Origin of the sequence: Magnetospirillum molischianum DSM 120 (assembly GCF_000294655.1) — a bacterium.
In the GTDB taxonomy this organism is placed as follows: domain Bacteria; phylum Pseudomonadota; class Alphaproteobacteria; order Rhodospirillales; family Magnetospirillaceae; genus Phaeospirillum; species Phaeospirillum molischianum.
Genome location: NZ_CAHP01000014.1, coordinates 122,104 through 145,480, shown reverse-complemented (window position 1 = coordinate 145,480; position 23,377 = coordinate 122,104). Strand labels below are relative to the sequence as shown.

21 protein-coding genes and 1 pseudogene are annotated in these 23,377 nt (G+C 62.2%); 10 read left to right on the top strand and 12 right to left on the bottom strand.

Going from position 1 to position 23,377, the window contains the following annotated elements; genetic code table 11:
* Positions 1-4 precede the first annotated feature (4 nt).
* Entirely contained in the window at positions 5-1,072 is a 1,068-nt protein-coding gene (locus PHAMO_RS04935; RefSeq protein WP_002727016.1) for an anhydro-N-acetylmuramic acid kinase, read from the bottom strand.
* Between the two features lie 77 nt (positions 1,073-1,149).
* Here PHAMO_RS04935 and tyrS point away from each other — a divergent pair, with 77 nt between their 5' ends.
* The gene (gene tyrS, locus PHAMO_RS04930) at positions 1,150-2,400 is read left to right on the top strand and encodes a tyrosine--tRNA ligase (RefSeq protein WP_002727014.1); all 1,251 of its coding nucleotides are present in this window, start codon (positions 1,150-1,152) and stop codon (positions 2,398-2,400) included.
* On the opposite strand, the gene cyaY is transcribed toward tyrS, so the two are convergent.
* On the bottom strand, positions 2,397-2,705 hold the full coding sequence (gene cyaY / locus PHAMO_RS04925) for an iron donor protein CyaY (protein WP_002727012.1): 309 nt from the start codon (positions 2,703-2,705) through the stop codon (positions 2,397-2,399). The two genes, tyrS and cyaY, sit on opposite strands and share 4 nt — an antisense overlap.
* A gap of 126 nt (positions 2,706-2,831) precedes the next feature.
* Between cyaY and rpmE the strand changes: the two genes are divergently transcribed.
* Both rpmE and PHAMO_RS04915 read left to right on the top strand, forming a co-directional pair.
* Entirely contained in the window at positions 2,832-3,062 is a 231-nt protein-coding gene (rpmE, locus tag PHAMO_RS04920; protein WP_002727010.1) for a 50S ribosomal protein L31, read from the top strand.
* A 145-nt stretch (positions 3,063-3,207) separates the two neighbouring features.
* Positions 3,208-4,935: an adenylate/guanylate cyclase domain-containing protein gene (locus PHAMO_RS04915; RefSeq protein ID WP_002727007.1), complete on the top strand. Its 1,728-nt coding sequence runs from the start codon at positions 3,208-3,210 to the stop codon at positions 4,933-4,935.
* Positions 4,936-4,997: 62 nt separating this feature from the next.
* Here the strand turns inward: PHAMO_RS04915 and PHAMO_RS04910 are convergent, their stop codons facing one another.
* The gene (locus PHAMO_RS04910) at positions 4,998-5,399 is read right to left on the bottom strand and encodes a DUF1465 family protein (protein ID WP_002727004.1); all 402 of its coding nucleotides are present in this window, start codon (positions 5,397-5,399) and stop codon (positions 4,998-5,000) included.
* Positions 5,400-5,857: 458 nt separating this feature from the next.
* Here PHAMO_RS04910 and rimO point away from each other — a divergent pair, with 458 nt between their 5' ends.
* Complete coding sequence (gene rimO, locus PHAMO_RS04905) at positions 5,858-7,186, top strand: 30S ribosomal protein S12 methylthiotransferase RimO (RefSeq protein ID WP_002727002.1); 1,329 nt, start codon at positions 5,858-5,860, stop codon at positions 7,184-7,186.
* Positions 7,156-8,625: a PAS domain-containing sensor histidine kinase gene (locus tag PHAMO_RS04900; protein ID WP_235720797.1), complete on the top strand. Its 1,470-nt coding sequence runs from the start codon at positions 7,156-7,158 to the stop codon at positions 8,623-8,625. Before rimO ends, PHAMO_RS04900 begins: the two co-directional genes overlap by 31 nt.
* A 2-nt stretch (positions 8,626-8,627) precedes the next feature.
* On the opposite strand, the gene PHAMO_RS04895 is transcribed toward PHAMO_RS04900, so the two are convergent.
* Positions 8,628-10,691, bottom strand: a complete 2,064-nt coding sequence (locus tag PHAMO_RS04895) for a bifunctional aldolase/short-chain dehydrogenase (protein WP_002726997.1) — start codon at positions 10,689-10,691, stop codon at positions 8,628-8,630.
* 143 nt (positions 10,692-10,834) lie between these two features.
* On the opposite strand from PHAMO_RS04895, the pseudogene PHAMO_RS04890 reads away from it, so the two are divergent.
* Positions 10,835-11,086, top strand: a pseudogene (locus tag PHAMO_RS04890) (tyrosine-type recombinase/integrase); the annotation flags it as partial.
* Between the two features lie 81 nt (positions 11,087-11,167).
* The gene (locus PHAMO_RS04885) at positions 11,168-11,938 is read left to right on the top strand and encodes a hypothetical protein (protein ID WP_002726993.1); all 771 of its coding nucleotides are present in this window, start codon (positions 11,168-11,170) and stop codon (positions 11,936-11,938) included.
* Positions 11,939-12,079: 141 nt separating this feature from the next.
* Here the strand turns inward: PHAMO_RS04885 and PHAMO_RS04880 are convergent, their stop codons facing one another.
* The 7 genes from PHAMO_RS04880 to rpmH all read right to left on the bottom strand — a co-directional run bounded on the left by PHAMO_RS04880 (position 12,080) and on the right by rpmH (position 16,986).
* Positions 12,080-12,535, bottom strand: a complete 456-nt coding sequence (locus PHAMO_RS04880) for a helix-turn-helix domain-containing protein (protein WP_002726991.1) — start codon at positions 12,533-12,535, stop codon at positions 12,080-12,082.
* A gap of 363 nt (positions 12,536-12,898) precedes the next feature.
* Entirely contained in the window at positions 12,899-13,819 is a 921-nt protein-coding gene (argB, locus tag PHAMO_RS04875; RefSeq protein ID WP_002726989.1) for an acetylglutamate kinase, read from the bottom strand.
* A complete protein-coding gene (gene yihA / locus PHAMO_RS04870; RefSeq protein ID WP_002726987.1) occupies positions 13,820-14,521 on the bottom strand; it encodes a ribosome biogenesis GTP-binding protein YihA/YsxC in 702 nt (233 codons plus the stop codon). It abuts the gene before it with no gap.
* Positions 14,485-16,206 (bottom strand): membrane protein insertase YidC, encoded by a 1,722-nt coding sequence (gene yidC, locus PHAMO_RS04865; RefSeq protein WP_002726985.1) that lies wholly within the window; start codon positions 16,204-16,206, stop codon positions 14,485-14,487. The genes yihA and yidC overlap by 37 nt, the downstream gene beginning before the upstream one ends.
* Complete coding sequence (gene yidD, locus PHAMO_RS04860) at positions 16,203-16,451, bottom strand: membrane protein insertion efficiency factor YidD (RefSeq protein ID WP_002726984.1); 249 nt, start codon at positions 16,449-16,451, stop codon at positions 16,203-16,205. The genes yidC and yidD overlap by 4 nt, the downstream gene beginning before the upstream one ends.
* Positions 16,448-16,846: a ribonuclease P protein component gene (rnpA, locus tag PHAMO_RS04855; protein ID WP_002726981.1), complete on the bottom strand. Its 399-nt coding sequence runs from the start codon at positions 16,844-16,846 to the stop codon at positions 16,448-16,450. The genes yidD and rnpA overlap by 4 nt, the downstream gene beginning before the upstream one ends.
* 5 nt (positions 16,847-16,851) lie before the next feature.
* Positions 16,852-16,986: a 50S ribosomal protein L34 gene (gene rpmH / locus PHAMO_RS04850; protein WP_021132026.1), complete on the bottom strand. Its 135-nt coding sequence runs from the start codon at positions 16,984-16,986 to the stop codon at positions 16,852-16,854.
* Between the two features lie 473 nt (positions 16,987-17,459).
* On the opposite strand from rpmH, the gene PHAMO_RS04845 reads away from it, so the two are divergent.
* Positions 17,460-18,035, top strand: a complete 576-nt coding sequence (locus PHAMO_RS04845) for a protein phosphatase CheZ (protein WP_002726980.1) — start codon at positions 17,460-17,462, stop codon at positions 18,033-18,035.
* A gap of 124 nt (positions 18,036-18,159) precedes the next feature.
* Here the strand turns inward: PHAMO_RS04845 and PHAMO_RS04840 are convergent, their stop codons facing one another.
* Complete coding sequence (locus tag PHAMO_RS04840) at positions 18,160-20,133, bottom strand: protein meaA (protein ID WP_002726979.1); 1,974 nt, start codon at positions 20,131-20,133, stop codon at positions 18,160-18,162.
* Between the two features lie 190 nt (positions 20,134-20,323).
* On the opposite strand from PHAMO_RS04840, the gene ccrA reads away from it, so the two are divergent.
* Together ccrA and PHAMO_RS04830 are read left to right on the top strand one after the other, a co-directional pair.
* Complete coding sequence (ccrA, locus tag PHAMO_RS04835) at positions 20,324-21,610, top strand: crotonyl-CoA carboxylase/reductase (protein WP_002726978.1); 1,287 nt, start codon at positions 20,324-20,326, stop codon at positions 21,608-21,610.
* Between the two features lie 93 nt (positions 21,611-21,703).
* On the top strand, positions 21,704-23,362 hold the full coding sequence (locus tag PHAMO_RS04830) for an acyl-CoA dehydrogenase family protein (protein ID WP_002726977.1): 1,659 nt from the start codon (positions 21,704-21,706) through the stop codon (positions 23,360-23,362).
* Positions 23,363-23,377: the final 15 nt, after the last annotated feature.

Genomic DNA, 23,377 nt, shown 5'->3' with positions numbered 1-23,377 from the left:
TCCGTCAGGGGGTGAAGATCCGGCCGCCGCTAAGGGGTTCCGGTGTGCCGGTGGTGGAGGGGAAGGTGGTGGGCAATCCAGCCAGCACCCGCACCGCCAGAAAGCCGAACGCCTGGGCTTCCAACGCATCGCCGTTCCAACCGACAGCCTCGACCGGGCGGACTTCGGCGTCCAGGACCTGTCGCAACGCCATCATCAGGACCGGATTATGCCGGCCGCCGCCGGTGATCAGCCACTGGCGCGGCGGGACCGGCAGGTGAATCGCGGCTGCTGCGGCTGCTGCTGCGGTAAACGCGGTCAGGGTCGCGGCACCGTCCGCCGGTGACAATCCACGGGTCAGCTTGGCCGCCAGCCGGGCGAAATCGTCGCGGTCGAGCGATTTCGGCGGCGGCTCATCAAACCAGGGATCGGACAGGAACACGCCGACGCGATCGAGATCGACCCGTCCAGCGGTGGCCAAGGCTCCGTCGCGGTCAATCGGCGTTCCGGTGTGGGTCTCGGCCCAATCGTCGATCAGGGCATTGCCGGGGCCGGTGTCGAAGGCGGACATCGCTCCATCCGCGCCGATCCAGGTGACGTTGCCAACGCCGCCGAGATTGAGCACGGCCAGCGGCGTATCGAGACCAGCGGCCAGAGCGCGGTGAAATACCGGCACCAATGGCGCTCCCTGGCCTCCGGCGGCGACGTCAGCCGAGCGAAAATCGTTGACGACACGAATGCCGGTGGCGGTTGCCAGCCAGGCTCCGTCTCCGATCTGGCGGGTATGGCCCTGGTCGGGGCGGTGCGACAGAGTGTGGCCGTGAAAGCCGATCACACCGACGGCCTCGGCCGGGAGTTCGGCCTGGGCGAGTAGCTGTGTCACAGCCTCGGCATGCAGCCGGGTCATCGCCTGTTCGGCCGCGTCGGCGGAGCCGCCTTCGACCGCTGCGGCGCGCAAAGCGGCGCGGAGAGGGTCGGGATAAGCGACAGTCAGGGCGGGGCCGAAGCGGGTGACGGTCTCGCCATCAGTTTCAATTAGGGCGGCATCAATCCCGTCAAGGGACGTTCCGCTCATCAATCCGAGCGCCAGCATTGTGATCTCCTCGCATTGTCGTCGCAGCCCGAGTGTGATAAACGAGCGAGCTTTCGGCAGCAAGCGGATCAGCGGCCATGAGCACTCCTACATCAGATTTCCTTCGCACCGTCGTCGAGCGCGGTTACCTCCATCAATGTACCGACCTTGACGGCCTGGATCAGCGGCTGCAACAGGGGCGTGCGTCGGGGTATATCGGGTTCGATGCCACCGCCCGGAGTTTGCATGTCGGTTCGCTGATGCAGATCATGCTGCTGCGCTGGTGGCAGAAGACCGGCAATAAGCCGGTCGTGCTGATGGGCGGCGGTACGACCCGCATCGGCGACCCCACCGGACGCGATGATGTTCGCAAGATGCTGTCGGACGATGATATCGCCGACAATATCGCCGGAATCCGCACGGTGTTCGACCGCTACCTGACCTTCGGCGATGGAGCCACCGATGCGGTTATGGTTAATAACGCCGATTGGCTGGACACCCTGAATTATATCGGCTTCTTGCGCGATTTCGGCCGCCACTTCACCATCAATCGGATGTTGACGTTCGATTCGGTGCGGATGCGCCTTGAACGCGAACAGGCAATGAGCTTCTTCGAATTCAACTACATGATCCTTCAGGCCTACGATTATGCCGAATTGTGGACGCGGCTGGGGTGTTGTCTCCAGATGGGCGGGTCGGACCAGTGGGGCAATATCGTCAATGGCGTCGAGTTGGGCCGCCGGGTCCATCAGGCCGAGCTGTTCGGTCTGACCAGCCCGCTCTTGACCACCAGTTCGGGTGCCAAGATGGGCAAGACCGCCAATGGCGCGGTGTGGCTGAATGGCGACATGCTGAGTCCGTGGGAATTCTGGCAGTACTGGCGCAATACCGAGGATGCCGACGTTGGCCGCTTCCTGCGTCTCTACACCGAACTGCCGCTCGACGAGATCGCCCGACTGGAAGCCCTTCAAGGGGCCGAAATCAACGAGGCGAAGAAGATCCTGGCCGGTGAGGTTACCAAGTTGGCTCACGGGGCTGAGGCGGCCGCTCTGGCTGCCGAGACGGCGCGTATGACGTTCGAGGAGGGCGCGGCGGCGGACTCCTTGCCGACGATCGATCTGCCTGCGGCCGAGTTCGCCGCCGGGCTGCCTGCCTTTGCGTTGCTGGTGAAGACAGGGCTGGTCGCGTCGAATGGCGAGGCGAAGCGGCTGATCAAAGGCGGCGGCGCTCGCCTCAACGATGCCGCGATTGAGGACGAAACCCGCCCTGTCACTTTGTCCGATCTGACCGGCGGCGTGTTGAAGCTTGCCGCCGGCAAGAAGCGGATCGTGCTGGTTCGGGCGGTTTAGGGCAAGGGGACGCCCAATTCCGCCGACAGCAGCGGTAATAAAGCGAGCGCTGGGTCTCGGGTCGAAATCCAGCGCTCGTCACGCCAGACAAAGTGGTGGGCGCCGCTTTTCGGCGATGCCAGCCAAATCTCGCGGTTCGGCGTCTGTTTGTTGATGACATAGGTTCCGCCGCTATCGAGGGTAACGGTCAGCACCCCGCCCTCAAGCTCGGCATCGGCATCGTCGCGGCCATCCTCGATCGCTTCGGCAAGGCGTTCGAGCAGCGGGTCGGCGAGGGCGATAAAGTGGCTTTCTTCCAGGCTCATACAGGCTCTCCAGGCAGCGTGGGGGGAATAATGCTACTCCTCATCGGCCCCTATGGGTCAAGGATGGCTTGCGCCGCCCCGCCATTTTGGTTATAGAGGCGCCTTCGATTTGCGGAGCACCTGGCCATGAAGGACAATATTCATCCCGATTACCACGAGATCAACGTGGTTATGACGGACGGCACTGAATTCAAGACCCGCTCGACGATGGGCAAGGCCGGCGATATTCTCCGGCTTGATATCGACCCCAAGTCGCATCCGGCTTGGACGGGCGTTCATCGTCTGATGGACACCGGCGGCCAGCTCGCCAAGTTCAAGAAGCGGTTCGAGGGTTTCGGCATTAAGTCGAGCTCGTAAGTTCGGGTCGCATCCGCGACCGGGCATCCGGCCAGCCTTGTGCTGGCCGGATTCGTTTGCTGTGGACTTCATCCGCCGATAAGGGTAGAGCAGTTCAGTAAGCGGCCGACACGCGGCCCTAGAGCCTGACGATGTCTGGGGCAATATGATCATCGTCCACTTTGAGGTCTACGTCCTCGAAAGCAGGGGGTGGATGTTGCACGCCCGGTTCCCCCGGCTTGATCGGGACGAGGCGATGCAAGAGGCCCGTGAGTTGGAAGCCAGTATGGGCTTGCGCGTTAGGGTTCTGCGCGAGACCTACAATACCGACACCAACAGCTTCGACGAAGCCGAAGTCTATGCCAGCGGGAATGCGCCGCTGCCTCCCAAACGCTCGGAAGACGCCGCACAATCGCGACTGCCCAAAGGCATGGGCCGTACCGTCTCCCGACGTCGATCCAAATCCAAAAATAACACGGTCGGCGGCACCGTTGCGGTGATGTCTCGCCTGGCTCTGATATTGACGTTCGCGGTCGGGCTGGGGCTTTTATCGTTGCGGCTGATGCAATCCTCGGTCGTTGCTCTTTATCAATATGGCTTCCGTGTCACGCCAGACGATTACAATCATTTGCAGGCTGGGCTGTTTGTGCTTGTGGTTCTGCTGATCTCGGTGCCGCTGGGGTTGCGCTTCCTGCCTACGCATGCCCTGCTGCCGAAGCGGTCGGTTGCCCCTCTGTCGTCCCGTCCTGATCCCAGGCTGAAGAAATCGCTGAACAAACTGGTCGCCCGCGTCGCCGCCGAAGGCGAACCGGCCGTTCCCGAGCGTTGGGACGAAAACTCGTCGGAGGTTCCGCCCCTTCCGCTTGATCTCGATTTCGCTCCTGGCGTCGAGCCGTCCGAACCGGCCCCGGCTTTGCCGGAAACTCCGGCTCAAACGGCCGCTCCCATACCCGCGCTTACCCCGGCGCCCGATGCCAATCCATCCGTGTCTCCCGCCGTTGCTGCGGCGACCGATCTGTGCGAGCGTTTCCTCGACGGGGCGATCCGCGCCGCCAAGGCAAGCGGGATGGCGTTCGATCAGTACCAGCGCTTCGCCCTGAACCTCTATATGGCGGGAGCGGTTGGAGCGTTGGCCGAGTCGTCCCGCCTTGACGATGCAACGCGCCGCCGCCTGTTGGCGCAATCGTTCGACCGGCTCGATTCATCGCCCGACATGGCCGCCCGCTTCGAGGAGAGGATGGGTGAGTACATGATGGAGCCGCGCTATATGCGGCTGATCCAGGCCGGTCGGGCCGGGATCGAGACCCTTGAATTGGGGAGTGGCAATGGTGTCCATTCGGTACTGATTTCGATTTTGAGAGATTGGAACCGTCCCGCCACCGAGAAAAAGGCGTCGATCATGACGGTGATGTTCACCGACATGGTTGGTTCGACCGACATGACCCAGGCGCGCGGCGATGTCGCCGCCCAGGAAATTGTCCGCTGTCACAACGCCATCGTCCGGGCCAGTCTGGCCCAATTCTCCGGCAAGGAGGTCAAGCATACCGGCGACGGCATTATGGCGTCGTTCGCGTCTGCCGCCAATGCGGTTGAGGCTTCGATCCAGATTCATCGTGAGGTTGCCGCCCACAACGCTGGACGGCCCGATTTGCCGTTGCATCTGCGAATCGGCCTGAATGCGGGCGAGCCGATCCAGGAAGAAGACGATCTGTTCGGGGTGACGGTTCAACTGGCGGCTCGGGTCTGTGCCGCCACTCAGTCCGACCGCACCCTGTGCACGACGGTGGTCAAGGATCTCGCTTCGGGGAAAGGGGGAGCCTTCGATAGCGCGGGTAGCTTCGCCCTCAAGGGATTCCGCGATAAAATACCGCTGTGGGACGTGGTCTGGCGCTGAAGCAAGGCGCTCCATCCGCCATTGAGGCGGCGTGCTGTGGGCGAGCATTGAGCAGAGACGCTTTAATGCAGAACCCGTTCGACCAGCATCTCTTCTAACCGCGCCACGCGCAGAAACAGGCGGTGGCTGCGGTCCATCAGGCTGCGCAGGCCGTTCGGCAGGGAATCGTCATCGACGAAGCTGTCGTCAAGGCAGACATCGAACCCAGACAGGCGACGATCCGAGAGCAAAGCTTGTTCCGGGGTTAGTTCACCGGTGTGTACTGCCCGTTGCACCATCAGCCACGCCATGACCTGGGTCAGGCGCGAGGTGACGCGCATCGCTTCGCAACTCATCCGCAGGCCGACGACTGGTGCGGCGCGTTCCCGCTCACGTCGCTCGGTGTGGCGGAGGTAGTTGCGTGCCTCAACCATCAGGGTGAGGGTTTCGTCGTAGGTCTTTCTGAAAAAGGCGGGTTGCGGCATAAGTGCCCCTCCCATGCCACAAAAGCGGCCTTGATTAATCTAATGTCGCATCTTCATATCGGTATCGCAAGGTTCATCCATAAAATAATTGTTCAGTTCGATTTTTAGAAGGCCAGATTCGTTCTGTGACTATTTTTAAGTTATTGGATTTGAGCGTGCTTGTTGAGGTGTAATGCTTGTTCTGTACTTTTTGTATCCGGGTTGCGCCCGGGCTCGTTGTGTCGTAATGTGATTACAGAAAAACGAAGATCTGTGGGCGCTCCATCACTTTCTTCTGCTTAGGTGGGCGTGTCATCGTCATTTAACAACTTTTCGTATTCATTACGGGCTGGCGCTGACAGGGCTGATTCTTCTATTCCTTTCGGTTATGACCTATGTCTGTGGCGGCTTGAGACTTGCGAATGGAGGCCGATATCCGTTAAGTGACGTCTTTTCCACCCCCGGCAGTCGGAACCGTCATGAACAGACCGAATCCCAAGGTCGGAATCGTTAGCCTTGGCTGCGCTAAGGCACTCGTCGATTCCGAACGTATCCTGACCCGCCTGCGGGCCGAAGGGTACGAGATCTCCGCTACTTATGACGGAGCCGACGTGGTGATCGTCAACACCTGCGGCTTTCTCGATAGCGCACGGGCCGAATCGCTTGAGGCAATCGGCGAGGCGATCGCTGAAAACGGACGCGTGATCGTCACGGGTTGTCTGGGGGGCGATCAGGAGGCGATCCGGGCCGCCCATCCCTCGGTTCTGGCGATCAGCGGCCCGCACCAATACCAGTCAGTAGTCGAAGCGGTGCACGGCGCGGTCGCGCCGCCGCACGACCCCTGGGAATCGCTGGTTCCTGCGGCGGGTTTGCATCTGACGCCATCGCATTACGCCTATCTGAAGATTTCCGAGGGCTGCAACAACGCCTGCTCCTTCTGCATCATTCCCGACATTCGCGGGCGGTTGGAGAGCCGTCCCATCGCCGACGTGCTGGGCGAGGCCGAACGTCTGGCCGAATCCGGGGTGCGCGAACTCCTGGTGATCTCGCAGGATACCGGAGCCTACGGCGTCGATTTGCGCCATCAGGCACAAGACTGGCGCGGGCAATCGCGGCGTACTCACATGACCGATCTGGCCAAGGCGCTGGGTGAGTTGGGGATCTGGGTACGGATGCATTACGTTTATCCCTATCCCCATGTCGATGAACTGATCCCGCTGATGGCCGAAGGGACGATTCTGCCCTATCTCGACATCCCGTTTCAGCACGCCAGCCCCCGTGTGCTGCGGTCGATGCGTCGTCCCGCGGACCATGAAAAGCTGCTGGACCGGATTGCCGGGTGGCGGCGTGATTGTCCTGATCTGGCGATCCGTTCGACCTTCATCGTCGGCTCTCCCGGCGAGACCGAGGAGGATTTCGAGTTCCTGCTCGATTGGATGGAGGAGGCGAAGCTCGATCGGGTCGGCTGTTTCAAATACGAGAACGTCAAGGGTGCCGCTGCCAACGCTCTGCCCGACCATGTTGATGAGGACATCAAGGAAGAGCGGCACCAGCGCTTTACCGAAGCTGCCCGGCGGATCGCCGACGAACGCGCCGCCGCTAAGGTCGGCAGCGTCATCGTCGCGATCATCGATGAAGTCGATGAAGAGGGCGCTATCGGTCGGAGCGCTGCCGATAGCCCCGAAGTCGATGGTGCCGTGTTCCTTAACGGCGAAACAGAGCTAAGCCCCGGCGATATCGTCGCGGTCGAGATCGATGCCGCCGAGGATTACGATCTGTGGGGCCATCCCGTCGGGCCGCCTTCATGACGGCGGCGGGAGCCCAATCCCCCGTCGATCTGCACCGCGCCGCGTTTACGATGTCGAGCCGGCCGCTGGCCCTATTGGGGCCAGACGGTCGGCTCTCCGATGCCAATTCCGTTTTTTGCACTTTGGTCCGCCGCGATCTCGCGTCGCTGGTGGGCACCTCTCCCGACTGGATCGACCCCTGGCGTGACGGAAGGGTGGTCCTGAGTAGCCCCGACGGCAGCTTGGTCGAGGTCTCGCTGGCCTTGGTGCCCTTGCCGGGGGGTGGCACCCTGATCGATCTCGATCCCTGGCCCGAGGCCCGCCAGCGCGCCGCCGAACGAGCGCACCGCGAGATGCGGGCGATCATCGAAAACGCCTACGAATTTATTGGACTGCTCTCGCCCGAGGGGTATCTCCTCGACGCGAATCGAACCGCAATGTCGTTTATCAATTGCGACGATCTCGATGTGCTGCGCGGCCGTCCCTTTGCCGATACGCCGTGGTGGGCACATTCGTCCGAAGAGCGTGCGCAGTTGATCGAGGCGATCCAACGCGCCCGACAGGGCGAGTTCGTTCGGTTCGAGACCAGTCATCGCGGTCGCGACGGGCAGTTGGCTTATGTCGATTTTTCGTTGAAGCCGGTGACCGGAGATGACGGCGCGGTGATCTATCTGGTCCCCGAAGGGCGCGATATTACTCAGCGCAAGCGAGCCGAGGACGAGTTGATCGCCGCCAAGCTGGAGGCCGAATCAGCCAACCGCGCCAAGTCGAATTTTCTTGCCTCCGTCAGCCACGAATTACGCACGCCCCTCAATGCGGTGATCGGCTTTTCCGAAGCGCTGCTGTCGGATGCTCTTGGCCCGTTGGAGCCTGAGCGGATGCGCGATTACCTGAGGCTAATTCTTGCGGCAGGGCAGCATTTGGGCGCGCTGGTCGAGGACATTCTTGACGTGTCGCGGGTCGAGTTGGGGCATATCGAACTGGCTGAGGACGTGGTTTCTCCAGACGAAATGGTCGATTCGATTCGGCGCCTGTTCGACCCTTACGCCATCGGCGGTTCGATCCGGCTGACGGTCGCTTTGCCTTCGTCTGTCCCCCGGTTGCGGGCGGACTCGCGTCGATTACGGCATGTGTTGCTGAATTTGGTCGCCAACGCGATCAAGTTCACTCCGGCCGGAGGATCGGTAACGATCCGGGTCACGGTTGGGCCGGAGGGGATGGGGTTTCATGTCGAGGATACTGGCATCGGCATCCCGGCCGAATATCACGGCAAGGTGTGGCAGCCTTTTTTTCAGTCCGACGCCCAGCACGCCCGGCCCCACGACGGGGCCGGGCTGGGTCTGGCGATCGTCAAGCGCTTCGTCGAGGCCCTGAGCGGACAGGTCAGCCTCGACAGTTCCCCCGGACAGGGCACTCGCGTCAGTGTCCTGTTGCCGCCCGAGCGGGTGATCGCGCCCTAGATCTAGCGCAGGCTGGCTTCGATATTGCCGCCATCGACGGTGATGGTGCAGGCAGTGACCTTGTTCGAGCGGGCCAGCCAGACGAATGCATCGGCGACGTCCTCGGCTCCGACCTCGCGCCCAAGCAAATTGCCCGCCATGTAGTCCTTTTCCGACAGGCCGCGTGCCGCCGAGCGGCTGGCGATCATATCGCCGGTCAGCAGGCCCGAGCGGATGCGGTCGGCATTGACCGCCGCCGAGCGGATGCCGTCACGGCCGTGATCAAGCGCGTATTGCTTCATCAGGAATAGCGTCGCGGCCTTGGGCAGGCCATAGGGGCCGAAATTCTTGCCCGGATTGACCGATTGCTTCGATGCGTTGAACAGCAGGCTGCCGCCGCTGCCCTGGGCCTTGAACAGCCGCACCGCGTTCTGGGCGACGGCCTGATGGGCGAAGAAGTTCAGTTCGAACGAGCGGCGCAATGTTGCGTCGTCAACGCTGCCGATGGTGCCCTGCCACGCCGCCCCCGCATTGCTGACGACGATATCGACGCCGCCAAAATGACGGGCAACCGCGTCAAAAGCGGCGGCGACGGCTTCGGGGTTGGTGACGTCGCAGCCCAGTCCCAGCACGCGCGGCCCGATCGAGGCGGCGACGGTGCGGGCCGCGTTGGCCGACAGATCGAGGATCGCGACTTCAGCCCCCTGGCGGGCAAAGGCGCGGGCGGTGGCGGCCCCAATTCCCGAGCCGCCGCCGGTAACGACCATCACCTGCCGGGCCAGCGGACGTTCCGGGTGCTTGCGCTTGCCCAACTTGGCCTGTTCCAGCGACCAATATTCAAGGTCGAACAGGTCGGCCTCGGCGGCCGGGGTATAGGTGCCGATGCTTTCGGCGGCAGCGGCGCAGGCGGCGGTTGCCAGCGCCATGTCGGCGGCGACGGCGGCGGCGGCGGCGGCGGCACCGATCCCGAACAGCCCGAGGCCGGGAACGATCGCGACACGGGCGACCGGGTCGAGCTCAATGCGCCCGCCGCCCTTGGCCCGATCATTGGCGACGAAGTAATCGTGGTAGCGCGCCTCGTAGGCGGCGATGATGTCGCGGGCGGCCTCGACCCATCCATCCAGACCTTCGGCGGTGGGGGCGGGCGGCAGGACCAGTGGCCAGGGTTTGGTGCGGATGACGTGATCGGGGGTCGCCACGCCGCGCCCGACCGCCTTGATTAGGGCGGCATCGTCGGACAGGGCGCGGGCCGAATCGTCATCGCGCAGATCAAGCAGCCAGCGCTCGAACAGGCCGTCGCCCTTATCACGGGCCAGCAAGCCGCGCAGACGGGGAGCCAATGCCGCCGCCGCGACCGGAGCAGTGGCAAGACCGGCGACAGGGACGACCGTGCGGCGGCCCTGGGCGAGATGGCCCTCGGCCAGAGTAACCAGGTCGATCATCCGCCGGTAAGCGGTGGCGGCGTCGTCGCCGAACGTGACCAGACCGTGCTTCAGCAGCACCAGCCCCTCGACCGTCGGATCGGCTTCATAGGTCTCAGCAACGGCGCGGGCCAGAGCGAAGCCCGACATCATGTAGGGAACGATGCCGACGCGGGAGCCGAACGCCTCGCGGCAGGCGGCCGTGCCGTCCGGCTGGTTCGACAGCGCCAGCACGGCGGTGGCGTGGGTGTGTAGGACGTGCCGATGCGGCAGAAAGGCATGCATCAGAGTTTCGACCGAGGGGGCGGGCGCGTCGGCGTGCAGCCGGTTCAGTTCCAGCACATTGACCATGCTGGCATCGGACAGCCGATCCAGCCGCCGCAGAGCCTGTAGCGGATCGAGGCGCACCGCGGGCAAGCCATCGGGATCGATTGTCGCCATATCGCGGCCCGATCCCTTGATGTGCAATACAGAAACCGGCTGGTCCAGCAAGTCGGGCAGGGTGGCCTTGACCGAACTGTTGCCGCCGCCATGCAACACCAGCGTCGGATCGCCGCCCAGCAATCGGGTGGCATAAACGGACAGAGCCAATTCTGCGTCGATTCCCTCGGCGGTCAATTGGATGACCAGACGTTCGGCTTCGGCAGCGGACCACAAGGATTTCATTGGTAAACCTCGGACGGCGGGACGGACATTCTTGGGGCGGGATTATTACCCGGCTTTCTTTCCGCTGTCACCGCTGCGGGGGCACTGTCATACTATTCGGACCCAGCAACCAGAGACGCCGCATCATGCCCGCCGTTCCGATTCAGTTGAATCCCGGCGTGGTTCAGCGCCAGATGCGCCGTCTGCGGCCGCTGCTGGGGTTGCCCGATACCGCTACCCCGCACGGGCTACGGCACAGTTTCGCCACCCATCTGTTGGCCGGTGGCGGCGATCTGCGCGCGATCCAGGATTTGCTGGGCCACAGTTCGCTCTCGACCAGTCAGCGCTACACTGCGGTCAACTCGGCTCGGCTGACCGAGGTTTATCGTGACGCCCACCCCCGCGCCAAGGGCTGATCCACTCACCAGCACATTTCTCTGGCGCTGCGCCTGTTCCGTGCTTTACTCGCAAGTGCAACAAGCGCGAACGGATACGGCATGGAAGATCTGGGTGATCACGGCATTCTTTGGACACAGTTCATTCTCGCGGCGGCCCTGGCGCGGTCGGCTGTCGCCGCGCGCGGTCTCGATCCGGCGGCGGCGGAGGTGTCGTTTTCCTTTGCCGACACTCATGCCGGATGCGGCTGCATTCCCCGCCCCCGCGGGCTGGGAACGGTCCTCGAACTCCGCGATAGTTTTACCGGAACGGCGTTTCACGACGCTGTAGCGGTATCACCCGCCGGTCGCGAAGGGCATCCCGGTTCGTGGGTTCTGGCGGCGCGGGTGCTGGAGCAGACCGGGGTTGCGGTGGAAATCGATGTCAACGACATCGATACCGCCCAAATCTCGCGCGCCCAGGCTAACCGCGAAGGCGGCTGGGTCCGCTTCTGGAGCCATGACTGGTTTCGCTTCTTGCGCGCGCGGGTGGCGATGCCGCGCCGTCCGGATTTCGTCTTCATCGATCCGCCGCCTGACGATCCGCGTGGACCCGGTTATGCGATCGACGCGGCAATCCTGCTGGAGACCCTGGCGATCCCCTACATGATTACCTACCCAGCCTTGGGGGCGCAGTCGGCGATCGATCAGATTGGCCGGCTGGGGTTGGAACTATTCCTCGAAGAAGGCGGGCAGGGGGTGGTTCTCGGCGGTGGGGCCGAGACCGTCGTACTTGATGTTCTGGGAGATCTCGGCAGGCTGGCACCGCTGTTGGGCGGGCGGTTTGCTCCGCGTTTGCCCCGGCCGCCGGCCGCCGACGATTATTGCATCTGAAAAATGAAAGCGATCTGGTTCGAAGGTCGGTCGCGGGATCATCGCGGGCTGCGGGGGGGAGGGCCGTGATGCCCACGCAGTCCAGGACGATCCGGGAGAAGGCGCCCTGGCACAGGGCATCCGGTCCCGACGGCGGATGTTTTACTCGTCGCCCCGTTCACTCAGCGCCTTGGCAAGATCGTAGATTCGCCGCCGCACGTCGGGGTCGCTGATGCTGTAGTAATTGCGGACCAGTTCCAGGGTTTCGCGCCGGAGCCGGGGGTCGGTTTCCGGAGCAGGAAGGTCGTCTCGGTGCGGTTCACGGCCCATCTGCACCGGGCTAAGGTTCTGAACCTCTTCCGTCATGTCTTCAAAGAAATACGAGATCGGAATTTCCAGTGCTCGCGACAGGTCGAACAATCGAGAACAACTAACGCGGTTGGCGCCACGTTCATATTTCTGGATCTGCTGAAACGTCAGGCCGATCAGTTCACCAAGCTTTTCCTGGCTTAGCCCCAGAAGAGTCCGTCGTAACCGCATCCGTGCGCCAACATGGACGTCGATCGGATTGGGTGCGCCGGACGGGGTTCGGCCTCGATTTGCCTTTTTCCTTGGCATGTTTCCCTCAACAAAATTGCGGCGCCGATACTTGCCTCAGTGTATGCGAAACGCAAGAGGGAAGGCCGCAAGGAATAAGGGAAAAACTAAAAATGCCGCGTGGCTTACACTATCTTAAAGTGGATAACCATCCAAAGACAACCGTTCGGATAGTTTTTCCTAAGTAAATTCTGTTTTGTAATTACTAGGGTTGAGGGGATTGCCTCATCAGTGATTGATACTATTACTGTATGACGAAAGAATGCCATGCGAATGCAGGTCGCTGTCGGTTTCTGAAAAACCAACCCGACGATGAAATGGGAATGGAGCGGAAAGAGGGGAGGACAGGTCCGGGGATGGCCTGCCCTCCGAAAAATCCGGCGGTCAGCCCGCCTTGATCAGGGTTCCGACGCCATGGGGCGTGAACAGTTCGAGCAGAACCGCGTGGGGAATCCGTCCGTCGAGAATCACGGCCGCGTCAACGCCTTTGGCGACAGCATCGAGGCAGGTTTCAACCTTGGGGATCATCCCGCCCGAGATGGTGCCATCGGCAATGAAGGCTTTGACCTGGGCGGCGGTCATTTCGGGGATCAGATTGCCTGATTTGTCCAGAACGCCGGGAACATCGGTCAGCATCAGCAGGCGGCGCGATCCGGTCGCGGCGGCGATGGCGCCGGCGGCGGTGTCGGCATTGATGTTATAGGTCTCGCCCGCTGGTCCCATGCCGACCGGCGCGACCACCGGGATGATGTCGGATTCACGGAAGAAATCGAGGATGTGCGGGGTGATCTCGGCCGGTTCACCGACGAAGCCCAGATCAACCATCACGTCGCGATTGGTCTCGGGGTCGTGGCGGACGTGGCGCAGTCGCCGGGCGCGGATCAGCTGGCCGTCCTTGCCCGACAGGCCAACGGCGAAGCCGCCCGCCTCGTTGATCGCCGACACGATCTGTTTGTTGATCTTACCAGCCAGAACCATCTCGACCACCTCGATGGTGGCCTCGTCGGTGTAACGCAGTCCGTCAATCCGCGGCGTGACGATGTTCAACCGCTTCAACATCTGGTCGATCTGCGGTCCACCCCCATGCACGACGACCGGATTGACCCCGACTTGCCGCAGCAAAACGACGTCCTGAGCGAACAACCGGGCCAGATCGTCCGACTCCATCGCATGGCCGCCGAACTTGATGACCAGGGTCTCGTCCGAGAAATGGCGCATGAAGGGCAACGCCTCGGACAGGGTCTTGGCGCGCTCCAGCCAGGCCTTGCGGTCGTGCAGGATATCGGGGGTATTTTCGCTGATCATCTAGATCTTCACTCCACGGGCGAGGGTGGCCAACTCGGCCCGCAACTCCGCGATGCCAAGTCCGGTTTCTGAAGAGGTGGCGATCAGAGTGGGGTGGGCGGCGGTTCGGGTGACGATTTCCGCCCTTACCGTTTCGGTGACCGCCGCCAGGGCAGCGTCGCTGATCTTATCGGCCTTGGTCAGAACCACCTGATAGACCACGGCCGCCTGATCGAGCATCTTCATCATGGTCCGGTCACTGTCCTTCAGCCCATGACGGGAATCGACCAGAACGATGACCCGACGCAGCACGGTGCGGCCGCGCAGGAAGCCTTCGATCAGCCGGGTCCAGCGTTCGACCTGGGCCTTCGGGGCGCTGGCGAAGCCATAGCCCGGCATATCGACCAGAATCAGGCGTCCCCCCAGGTCAAAGAAATTCAGTTCCTGGGTCCGGCCGGGGGTGTTCGAAGTGCGCGCCAGACTGTTGCGGCCAGTCAGTGCGTTCAGGAGGCTGGATTTTCCGACGTTGGACCGCCCGGCAAAGGCCAGTTCGGGAAGGTCGGCGGGAGGAAGGGTGTCAAGAGACACCCCCCCCATCATGAAGCGGCATTCACGGGCGAATAGCAATCGCCCGGTCTCGACCGGGTCGGCATCGGCCGCTCCGGTCGAGGGATCGTGTTCGGACGTCAGGGCTTTACTCCCAGGCGACGCATGATCATCCATTGCTGGGCGATCGAGAGGGCGTTGTTCCAGGCCCAATAGATCACCAAGCCGGAAGAGAAGTTAGCCAGCAGGAAGGTGAACAGGATCGGCAGGAAGGACAGAACCTTGGCCTGAACCGGATCCGGCGGCTGCGGGTTCAGCTTCTGCTGGAAGTACATCGTCACGCCCATGATCAGCGGCCACAGGCCGAGATGGAGGAAGCTGGGCGTGGTCCACGGGAGCAGGCCGAACAGCGTGAAGATGTTGGTCGGGTCCTGTGCCGACAGATCGTGAATCCAGCCATAGAACGGCGCGTGGCGCATTTCAATGGTGACAAACAGGACCTTGTAGAGCGCGAAGAAGACCGGAATCTGAACCAGGACCGGCAAGCACCCGGACAGCGGATTGACCTTCTCTTTTTTGTAGAGAATCATCATTTCCTGCTGAAGGCGCATCTTGTCTTCGCCGAAGCGGGCCTGAAGGGCCTGCACTGCCGGCTGAAGCTTCTTCATCTTGCTCATCGACACGTAGGACTTGTTCGCCAGCGGGAACATTGCCAGCTTCAGGATCACGGTCAACGCCAGGATCGCCAGCCCCATATTCCCCAGGGCGGAATGCAGGATCTGGAGCATGTAGAAGAACGGCTTGGTCAGGAAGTAGAACCAGCCGAAATCGATGGCGAGGTCGAAACGGTCGATATTGTACTTCTCGCCATAGCTGTCGAGCATACCGACTTGCTTGGCACCCGCGAAGAGGTGGAAATCGGCATCCAGGCTGTCGCCGGGGGCGACGGTCCGGGCACCACCCATGTAATCGACCTGATAGCGGTCGGTATTGTCGATCCGCTGATGGACGAACCGAGCGGTGGTCTGCTCCTTCGCCGGAGGAACTAGCGCAGTCAGCCAGTATTTATCGGTAATGCCAGCCCAGCCGCCTTCGGACTCGTGACGCGAAACGCCGTCCTTCTTCAGGTCGTCGTATTTGGTTTCGCTCAAGGTCCGGTTGAAGACGCCCAGCGGGCCTTCATGCAGGATGTACATACCCTCGGTATGCGGGGTGCCGGTCCGTGCTAGCAGCGAGAACGGGTGCAGCGCGACCGGGCGGGTGCCGTAATTCTCGACCCGCTGCGACACCGAGAACATGTAGTTCTCATCGACGGTGAAGGTGCGGATGAAGCGCAGGCCGTCGCCATTGTCCCAGCTGAGCACCACGGGCTGTTCAGGCGTCAGCGCGCTACCCGACTGAGGCGACCACAGCGTGTCGGGACCGGGAACCCGAACGGTCGGATCGGTCGGAACCCAGCCGAATTCGGCCCAATAGGGAGACGGCGAGCCAGCGGGGGACAGCAGGATGATTTCTGCGCTGTCGGGATCGGGTGTCTCGCGGTATTTCGCCAGAGTCAGATCGTCGATCCGGCCGCCCAACAGGGCGATCGATCCATGCAGAGATGGGGTCTGGATCGAAACGCGACGGCTGTTGTTCAGGGCTGTGGCGCGGGCTTCGATCGGGTTGACGTTGGCCGGAGCCATCGCAGCCGGTGCGGCCGGGGGCTGAGCCTGAGTCAACGCAGCCGATGGGGCGGTCGCGGTGGCCTGCGGTGTCGCGGAAAGCGGCTCCGGGGGCTTGGCCGGCATGAAATATTGCCAGCCGATCAGGATCAGGACTGAAACGGCGATGGCGGCGAAAAGATTGCGCTGGTCGTTCATGACATCCTTTCCGACTGACGGGGCGGCGGGGGTACGGGGTCGAACCCGCCCTCGGACCAGGGGTGGCAGCGGCAGATCCGCCGGGCGGCCAACCACGATCCAGACAGAGGGCCGTGGGTCTCTACCGCTTCCAGTGCGTAGGCCGAGCAGGTCGGAAGAAACCGGCAGCTCGGCGGTAGCAGGGGCGAGATCAGATATTTGTAAGTGCGGATCAGTCCGCGCAGGACCAGACCGACGGGGTTCATCTCTCTCCTTGGGCCGCAGGGGGTGTCGCGGCGGGCTCGACGCGCAAGGCACCGAGACGTTTTAACGCCGTGGCCAAATCCTGCAAGAGAAGAGAATAAGGCCGGTCCAGGGTCTCGCGCCGTCCGATCACGACATAATCCAGTCCAGGCGCGGCCCGAACCGGAAAAACCTCGGCGACCGCTGCGCGCAGACGCCGCCGCGCGCGATTGCGGCAGACGGAATTTCCTACCTTCTTGGAAACGGTGAAGCCGACTCGAAGCGAGTCGGCTTGCGGATCCTTGGTCGGACAGGGCGCGGCCTGAAGAATCAGACCGGGAGCCGCCCATTTGCGCCTGAGGCCGGCGACACGCAGAAAATCGGCCCGTTTTTTAAGCCGATCGAGCTGCGCCGACATCGCCCCTAAGCAGACAGCTTCTTGCGGCCCTGGCGGCGGCGATTGTTGATGACGCGGCGGCCGCCGACTGTGGCCATGCGCGCGCGAAAGCCATGACGGCGGGCGCGAACGAGCTTGCTCGGCTGATAGGTACGCTTCACGAGGGCTACTCCGATACGAACAGGACATGAAAACGAGCGGACGTGTATAAGCCGCCGACGGTGCGGAGTCAATCGTGCTGGGGGTTGATTTCGGGGCGGGAGCGCCGGGATTGGCGGAAAGGGTAGGGCGGTCCTGTCTGTCGCGCTCCTGCTGCGTTAAATTAATAAAACTACTATATAGGTAGATTTATAAGGAGGCGGCGCGTACACTCTTCATGGATCGATCACATCGGCCCGTGCGTCCGATGCCCTATCCTCCGTCGCGGAACGACATCACCCCTCCCCCCTTGCCGATGGAAGGTCTTCATTATGCAGCGATTATCCGCTTCCCTTCTGCTCGCGACATTGCCCGGCGGAGCCTACTGGCTGGTTGGATTGTTGCTGATTTGAAATGCCTTCGGTACACGTGGCGTTGGCGTGATGGGGATAAACAGTCTATTATCGCGTCAAGGCTAACGGGTGTGGAAATTTAAATGGCCATCGCCAAGGGCGCGGCTGATGCGGCCCGGCTGAAACGGGAACTGGTTGGACTGTTTGGGCATCTGCAAAAGATTCGTGCGGAACTGGCAGCTCTAAATCCGCAGAGTCCATCCGATCACTTCAATAGTATGTCGGAACAGCTCGACGCGATCGTTGCGGCGACCGAAACAGCGACCAACACCATCATGGAAAGCGTCGAGCATATCGATGGCTTGATGACGGAGGCCCGTGTCCTGGCCGCCAGCGCCCAATCTCCCCGGCTTGAAGAAATTTTCGATGCGGTCGGCGATCGGGTCAATCAGGTGTTCGAGGCTTGCTCGTTCCAGGACATCACCGGCCAGCGCGTCTCGAAGGTGGTTAATTCTCTGAAATTCGTCGAAGATCGGGTTAATTCGATCATCGTTACCTGGGGCCGCGAGGAACTGGCCAAAGTGGTGGTCGAGATCAAAAAAGAAGAAGATCCCGATCGCAAGCTGCTTCACGGGCCACAATTACCCGGTCAGGCGATGCAGCAGACCGATGTCGATGTCATCCTGGGACAGGACGCGATAGACAAACTATTTGGCTGAGGTCGAAGCGGCGTCTTGTCCGTTCCCTCGCTCATCTCGGTCCTTGGCCGCCGCCGCAATGGCGGCAGAATACCGGCCAACGGATCAAATCCAGGGTTGGCCGGTATTAGAGTTCGGGCTTCCCTTATCCTTCCAGCAGATCGAGGATGTCACCCATGATCCGGGTGATGTCGTAATCCTTTGGCGTGTAGATGCGAGCACAGCCAGCGGCGAGTAGGGTCCGTTCGTCCTCGGGCGGGATGATGCCGCCGGCAACGACAGGAATATCACCCAGCCCGGCGCTGCGCATGCGGTCCAGGATGTCGGCGATCAGGGGCAGGTGGCTGCCGGAAAGAATCGACAGCCCGACGACGTGAACGCTTTCTTCCAGGGCGGCATTGACGATCTGGGCTGGCGTCAGGCGAATGCCCTCGTACACCACTTCCATCCCGACGTCGCGAGCCCGCACCGCGATCTGCTCGGCACCGTTGGAATGGCCGTCCAGCCCTGGCTTGCCGACCAGAATTTTGACGCGCCGCCCTAATCGGGCCGATACCGCCTCAACCCGGTTGCGGAGCGCCGCCAGTGCTTTCCCATCAATGCCAGAGCCGGAGGTCGAGACGCCGGTGGGAGCGCGGTATTCGCCCCAGACGTCGCGCAGGGTCTGGCTCCATTCACCGGTGGTGACGCCAGCGTGGGCGCAGGCGATCGACGGATCCATGACGTTGCGATCCTCGGCGGCGGCGGTGCGTAAGGCGGTCAGGGCCGCAGCCACTGCGCTTTCGTCACGTTCGGCGCGGAAGGCCCGCAATCGTTCAATCTGCTCTCCCTCGGCGCGGGGATCGACCGACAGGATCGAGCCGTCGCCGGTCGTCAGCGGGCTGGGTTCGGTCTCGGTCCAGCGATTGACCCCGACCACCACCTGTTCGCCGGATTCGATCGCGGCAATACGCCGCGCGTTGGACTCGACCAGCCGCCGCTTCATATAGCTGCTTTCGATTGCGGCGACGGCGCCTCCCATCGCGTCGATCCGCGCCACCTCCTCACGCGCTCCCTGGGCCAGTTCGGCGACCTTGGCTTCGATTGCCGTGGCGCCGTCGAAAATGTCGCCATAATCCAGCAGATCGGTTTCATAGGCCATGATCTGTTGCAGCCTGAGTGACCATTGCTGATCCCACGGCCGGGGCAAGCCCAGCGCCTCGTTCCAGGCCGGAAGCTGTACAGCGCGGGCCCGCGAATCTTTTGACAGAACCACCGACAGCATTTCGAGCAAGATGCGATAGACGTTGTTCTCGGGCTGTTGCTCGGTCAGGCCCAGGCTGTTGACCTGAACGCCGTACCGGAAGCGGCGGAGCTTTTCATCCTCGATGCCGTAGCGGTCGCAGCAGATCTCGTCCCATAGCCGGGTGAAAGCCCGCATTTTGCACAGTTCGGTGACGAAGCGGATACCCGCATTGACGAAGAAGCTGATGCGCCCCACCACCTGGGGGAAGTCCGCTTCCGGCACGCGGGGCCGCACCGTGTCGAGCACCGCGATCGCGGTGGCGAGCGCATAGGCCAGTTCCTGGTCCGGTGTCGCCCCGGCTTCCTGAAGATGGTACGAGCAGACGTTGATCGGGTTCCACTTGGGAACCTCGCGATAAGTGAACGCGATGATATCGGCGGTCAGTCGCAATGACGGACGGGGCGCGAAGATGTGGGTGCCGCGCGACAGATATTCCTTGATGACGTCGTTCTGAGTTGTGCCGTTGAGGCTGGTCCGCGCCGCGCCTTGCCGCTCGGCAGTCGCGATGTATAGCGAAAGTAGCCACGCCGCTGGGGCGTTAATCGTCATTGATGTGTTCATCTTTTCGAGGGGTATCCCCTCGAACAAGGTCATCATGTCCCCAATATGACACACGGGAACGCCGACCTTCCCCACCTCTCCCTTCGCCAGGGGATGGTCGCTGTCATATCCGGTCTGGGTCGGCAGGTCGAAGGCGATCGACAGCCCGGTTTGGCCTTTGGCCAGATTGGTGCGGTACAGCCGGTTCGATTCGGCGGCCGAGCTGTGTCCAGAATAGGTGCGGAACAGCCACGGCTTATCCCGTGAGGAGGAGGGGGCTCTGGGATCGGTCATCGGCGTGCTCGATTGTTTCAGTGTGGGGGAATCGTCCGAAAGGTTACTAATTGTTTCCTATCGAAATGTATTCACGAAACAAACTATCATTTTGTGCATTGCGAAGAAAGCGGCAAAACGATAAATTCATCGGGCGGGCGCAAGGAACGGGCGCATCGCCGACAGGCTAGGCACTTGAAGGAGATCGCGCATGACCGAATCGGCACTCTCGTCCGAGATTCGTCCGGGGCAAGTGGTTAAAGATCTTTACGAGCTTGGAGAGATCCCGCCGCTTGGACATGTCCCTCGCCAAATGTACGCCTGGGCGATCCGGCGTGAACGTCACGGCAAACCCGACACCGCGATGCAGGTCGAGGTGGTCGAGACGCCGGTGATCGATTCCCATGACGTGCTGGTCATGGTGATGGCGGCCGGGGTCAATTACAACGGGGTTTGGGCCTGTTTAGGTAAGCCGATTTCGCCGTTTGATTACCACAAGGCCGACTATCATATCGCCGGTTCGGACGCTTCGGGCGTGGTGTGGGCGGTCGGCTCGAAGGTCAAGCGTTGGAAAGTCGGCGACGAGGTGGTGGTTCACTGCAACCAGACCGATGGCGACGACGAGGAATGCAATGGCGGCGACCCGATGAACTCGCCCAGCCAGCGCATCTGGGGCTACGAAACCCCTGACGGTTCGTTCGCCCAGTTCGCCCGCGTTCAGGCCCAGCAATTGATGGCGCGTCCGCGCCATCTGACCTGGGAGGCCAGCGCCTGCTACACCCTGACCCTGGCGACCGCCTATCGGATGCTGTTTGGCCATCGTCCCCATGTGCTGCGTCCCGGTCACAACGTTCTCGTCTGGGGTGCCGCTGGCGGTCTGGGGTCGATGGCAGTGCAATTGATCGCGGTATCGGGAGCCAACGCCATCGGCGTCGTTTCCGAAGACGACAAGCGCGACTTCGTGCTTAGTCTGGGGGCCAAGGGCGTTATCAATCGCAAGGATTTCGATTGCTGGGGCCAGTTGCCCGATGTCGATGGCGATCCCAAGGCGTTCTCGGACTATATGAAAAAGGTCCGCGAGTTCGGCAAGGCGATCTGGGATATCACGGGCAAGGGCAACGACGTCGATTTCGTGTTCGAGCATCCAGGCGAATCGACGTTCCCGGTTTCGTGCAACGTCGTCAAGCGCGGCGGCATGGTGGTGTTCTGCGCCGGGACCACCGGCTTTAACCTCACGTTTGACGCCCGCTTCGTGTGGATGCGGCAAAAGCGAATTCAGGGTAGCCATTTCGCCAACCTGCTCCAGGCGGCTCAGGCCAATCAGCTGGTGATCGAGCGGCGGATCGACCCCTGCATGTCCGAGGTTTATTCCTGGGACGACATCCCGCTTGCCCACATGCGGATGCTGAGAAACGAGCACAAGCCCGGCAACATGGCGGTGTTGGTGCAAGCTCATCAGTCCGGCCGTCTGACGATTGAGGACTGCATCGACGGCTGAAAGACGCTGTAAGCCAAGTTTCTCTCATGAAATAGGTTTTCCACGCCCCGTTCTGCCGGGGCGTGGTCGGCCTTGTCGTAAGGATATATAGCGATGACCACCCTGCTTCCCGATCTGATCGCCACCTGCGAGACGGCGCTGGCCGCCGCAGACAGGCTGCGCGCCGCCGCCAAGGACTCTGTGTCGGCTCTGGTCGTGCGCGACGGTCGGGTCGTGGCGGCTTTGTTGGAAACGTATCAGACCGCGGCTCACGGCTACGCTTGGTTGGCGACCACCGTCACCGCGCTGGAGCAGATGCTGGGCTGGGGCAAGCGGCTGGAGGCTGCCGGAAAGCTGGGCGAACTGGAAGCGTTGATGCTCCAGGCGGCATTCGGCGAATATCTGGCTCAGATTCACGGCGGTATCCCGATGAGTCAGGGCGAGATCGTTCGCCCCTCCGATCTGGGGCTTGAGTCCGCCGATCTTCACCGTCTAGCCGAACCGGCTGTGCAGGTTCTGCGCAGCTGTGGTTGCAATGCCGCCGTGCGCGGCCGGATTGCTGCTTTGCTCCGCGACGGGCACACCTATGGCGAAGGCGGGCTGGGCGACGAGACCCTGACTCTGATCCAGGACCAGTTCCGCCGCTTTGCCGATGAGGTGGTCGCGCCGTTCGCGCATGACTGGCACCTGAAAGACCAGCTGATCCCGATCGAAGTGGTAACGCAGGTTGCCGAGATGGGAGTGTTCGGTCTGACCCTGCCCGAGGAATATGGCGGGCTGGGGCTGGGCAAGACGGCGATGTGCGTGGTTACCGAGGAATTATCGCGCGGCTATATCGGCGTCGGTTCACTGGGCACCCGATCCGAGATCGCGGGTGAATTGATCCGTCTCGGCGGTACCCCGGAGCAAAAAGCGGAGTGGTTGCCCCGCATCGCCTCGGGTGAAATTCTGCCCACCGCCGTTTTCACCGAACCGAATACCGGGTCCGATCTGGGCGCGTTGCGGACGCGGGCAGTGAAGGAGGGCGACACCTATACCGTTACCGGGGCCAAGACCTGGATCACCCATGCTGCCCGTTCGGACCTGATGACCTTGTTGGTTCGTACCGACCCCGCCAGCACCGATTATCGTGGCCTGTCGATGTTGCTGGCTCCCAAGCCGCGTGGCACCGAAACCGAACCGTTCCCGGCTCCCGGCATGAGCGGCGGTGAGATCAAGGTGCTGGGGTATCGCGGCATGAAGGAATACGAACTGGGCTTCGACGGCTTCACCGTTCCGGCGGCCAACCTGCTGGGCGGTGTCGAGGGGCAGGGCTTCAAGCAATTGATGGAAACCTTCGAGTCCGCTCGGATTCAGACTGCCGCGCGGGCTGTCGGCGTTGCTCAGGCGGCGATGGAGACCGCCTTGCGCTATGCGACCGAGCGGGTTCAGTTCGGTAAGCCGATCTATGATTTCCCCCGTGTCGGCGGCAAGATCGCCTGGATGGCGGTCGAAACGATGATCGCCCGCCAGATGACCTACTTCTCGGCACGGGAAAAGGACCAGGGGCATCGTTGCGATATCGAGGCGGGGATGGCCAAGTTGCTGGCTGCCCGCGTCGCCTGGGCCAATGCCGATAATGCCCTTCAGGTCCATGGAGGCAATGGCTATGCCGAGGAATATCCGGTCAGCCGCCTTCTGTGCGACGCCCGCATCCTTAACATCTTCGAAGGGGCGGCGGAAATCCAGGCGCAGGTGATCGCGCGCGGATTGCTGGGCGGGGCGCGGGGGTAGGGGCGGGCTTTTCGC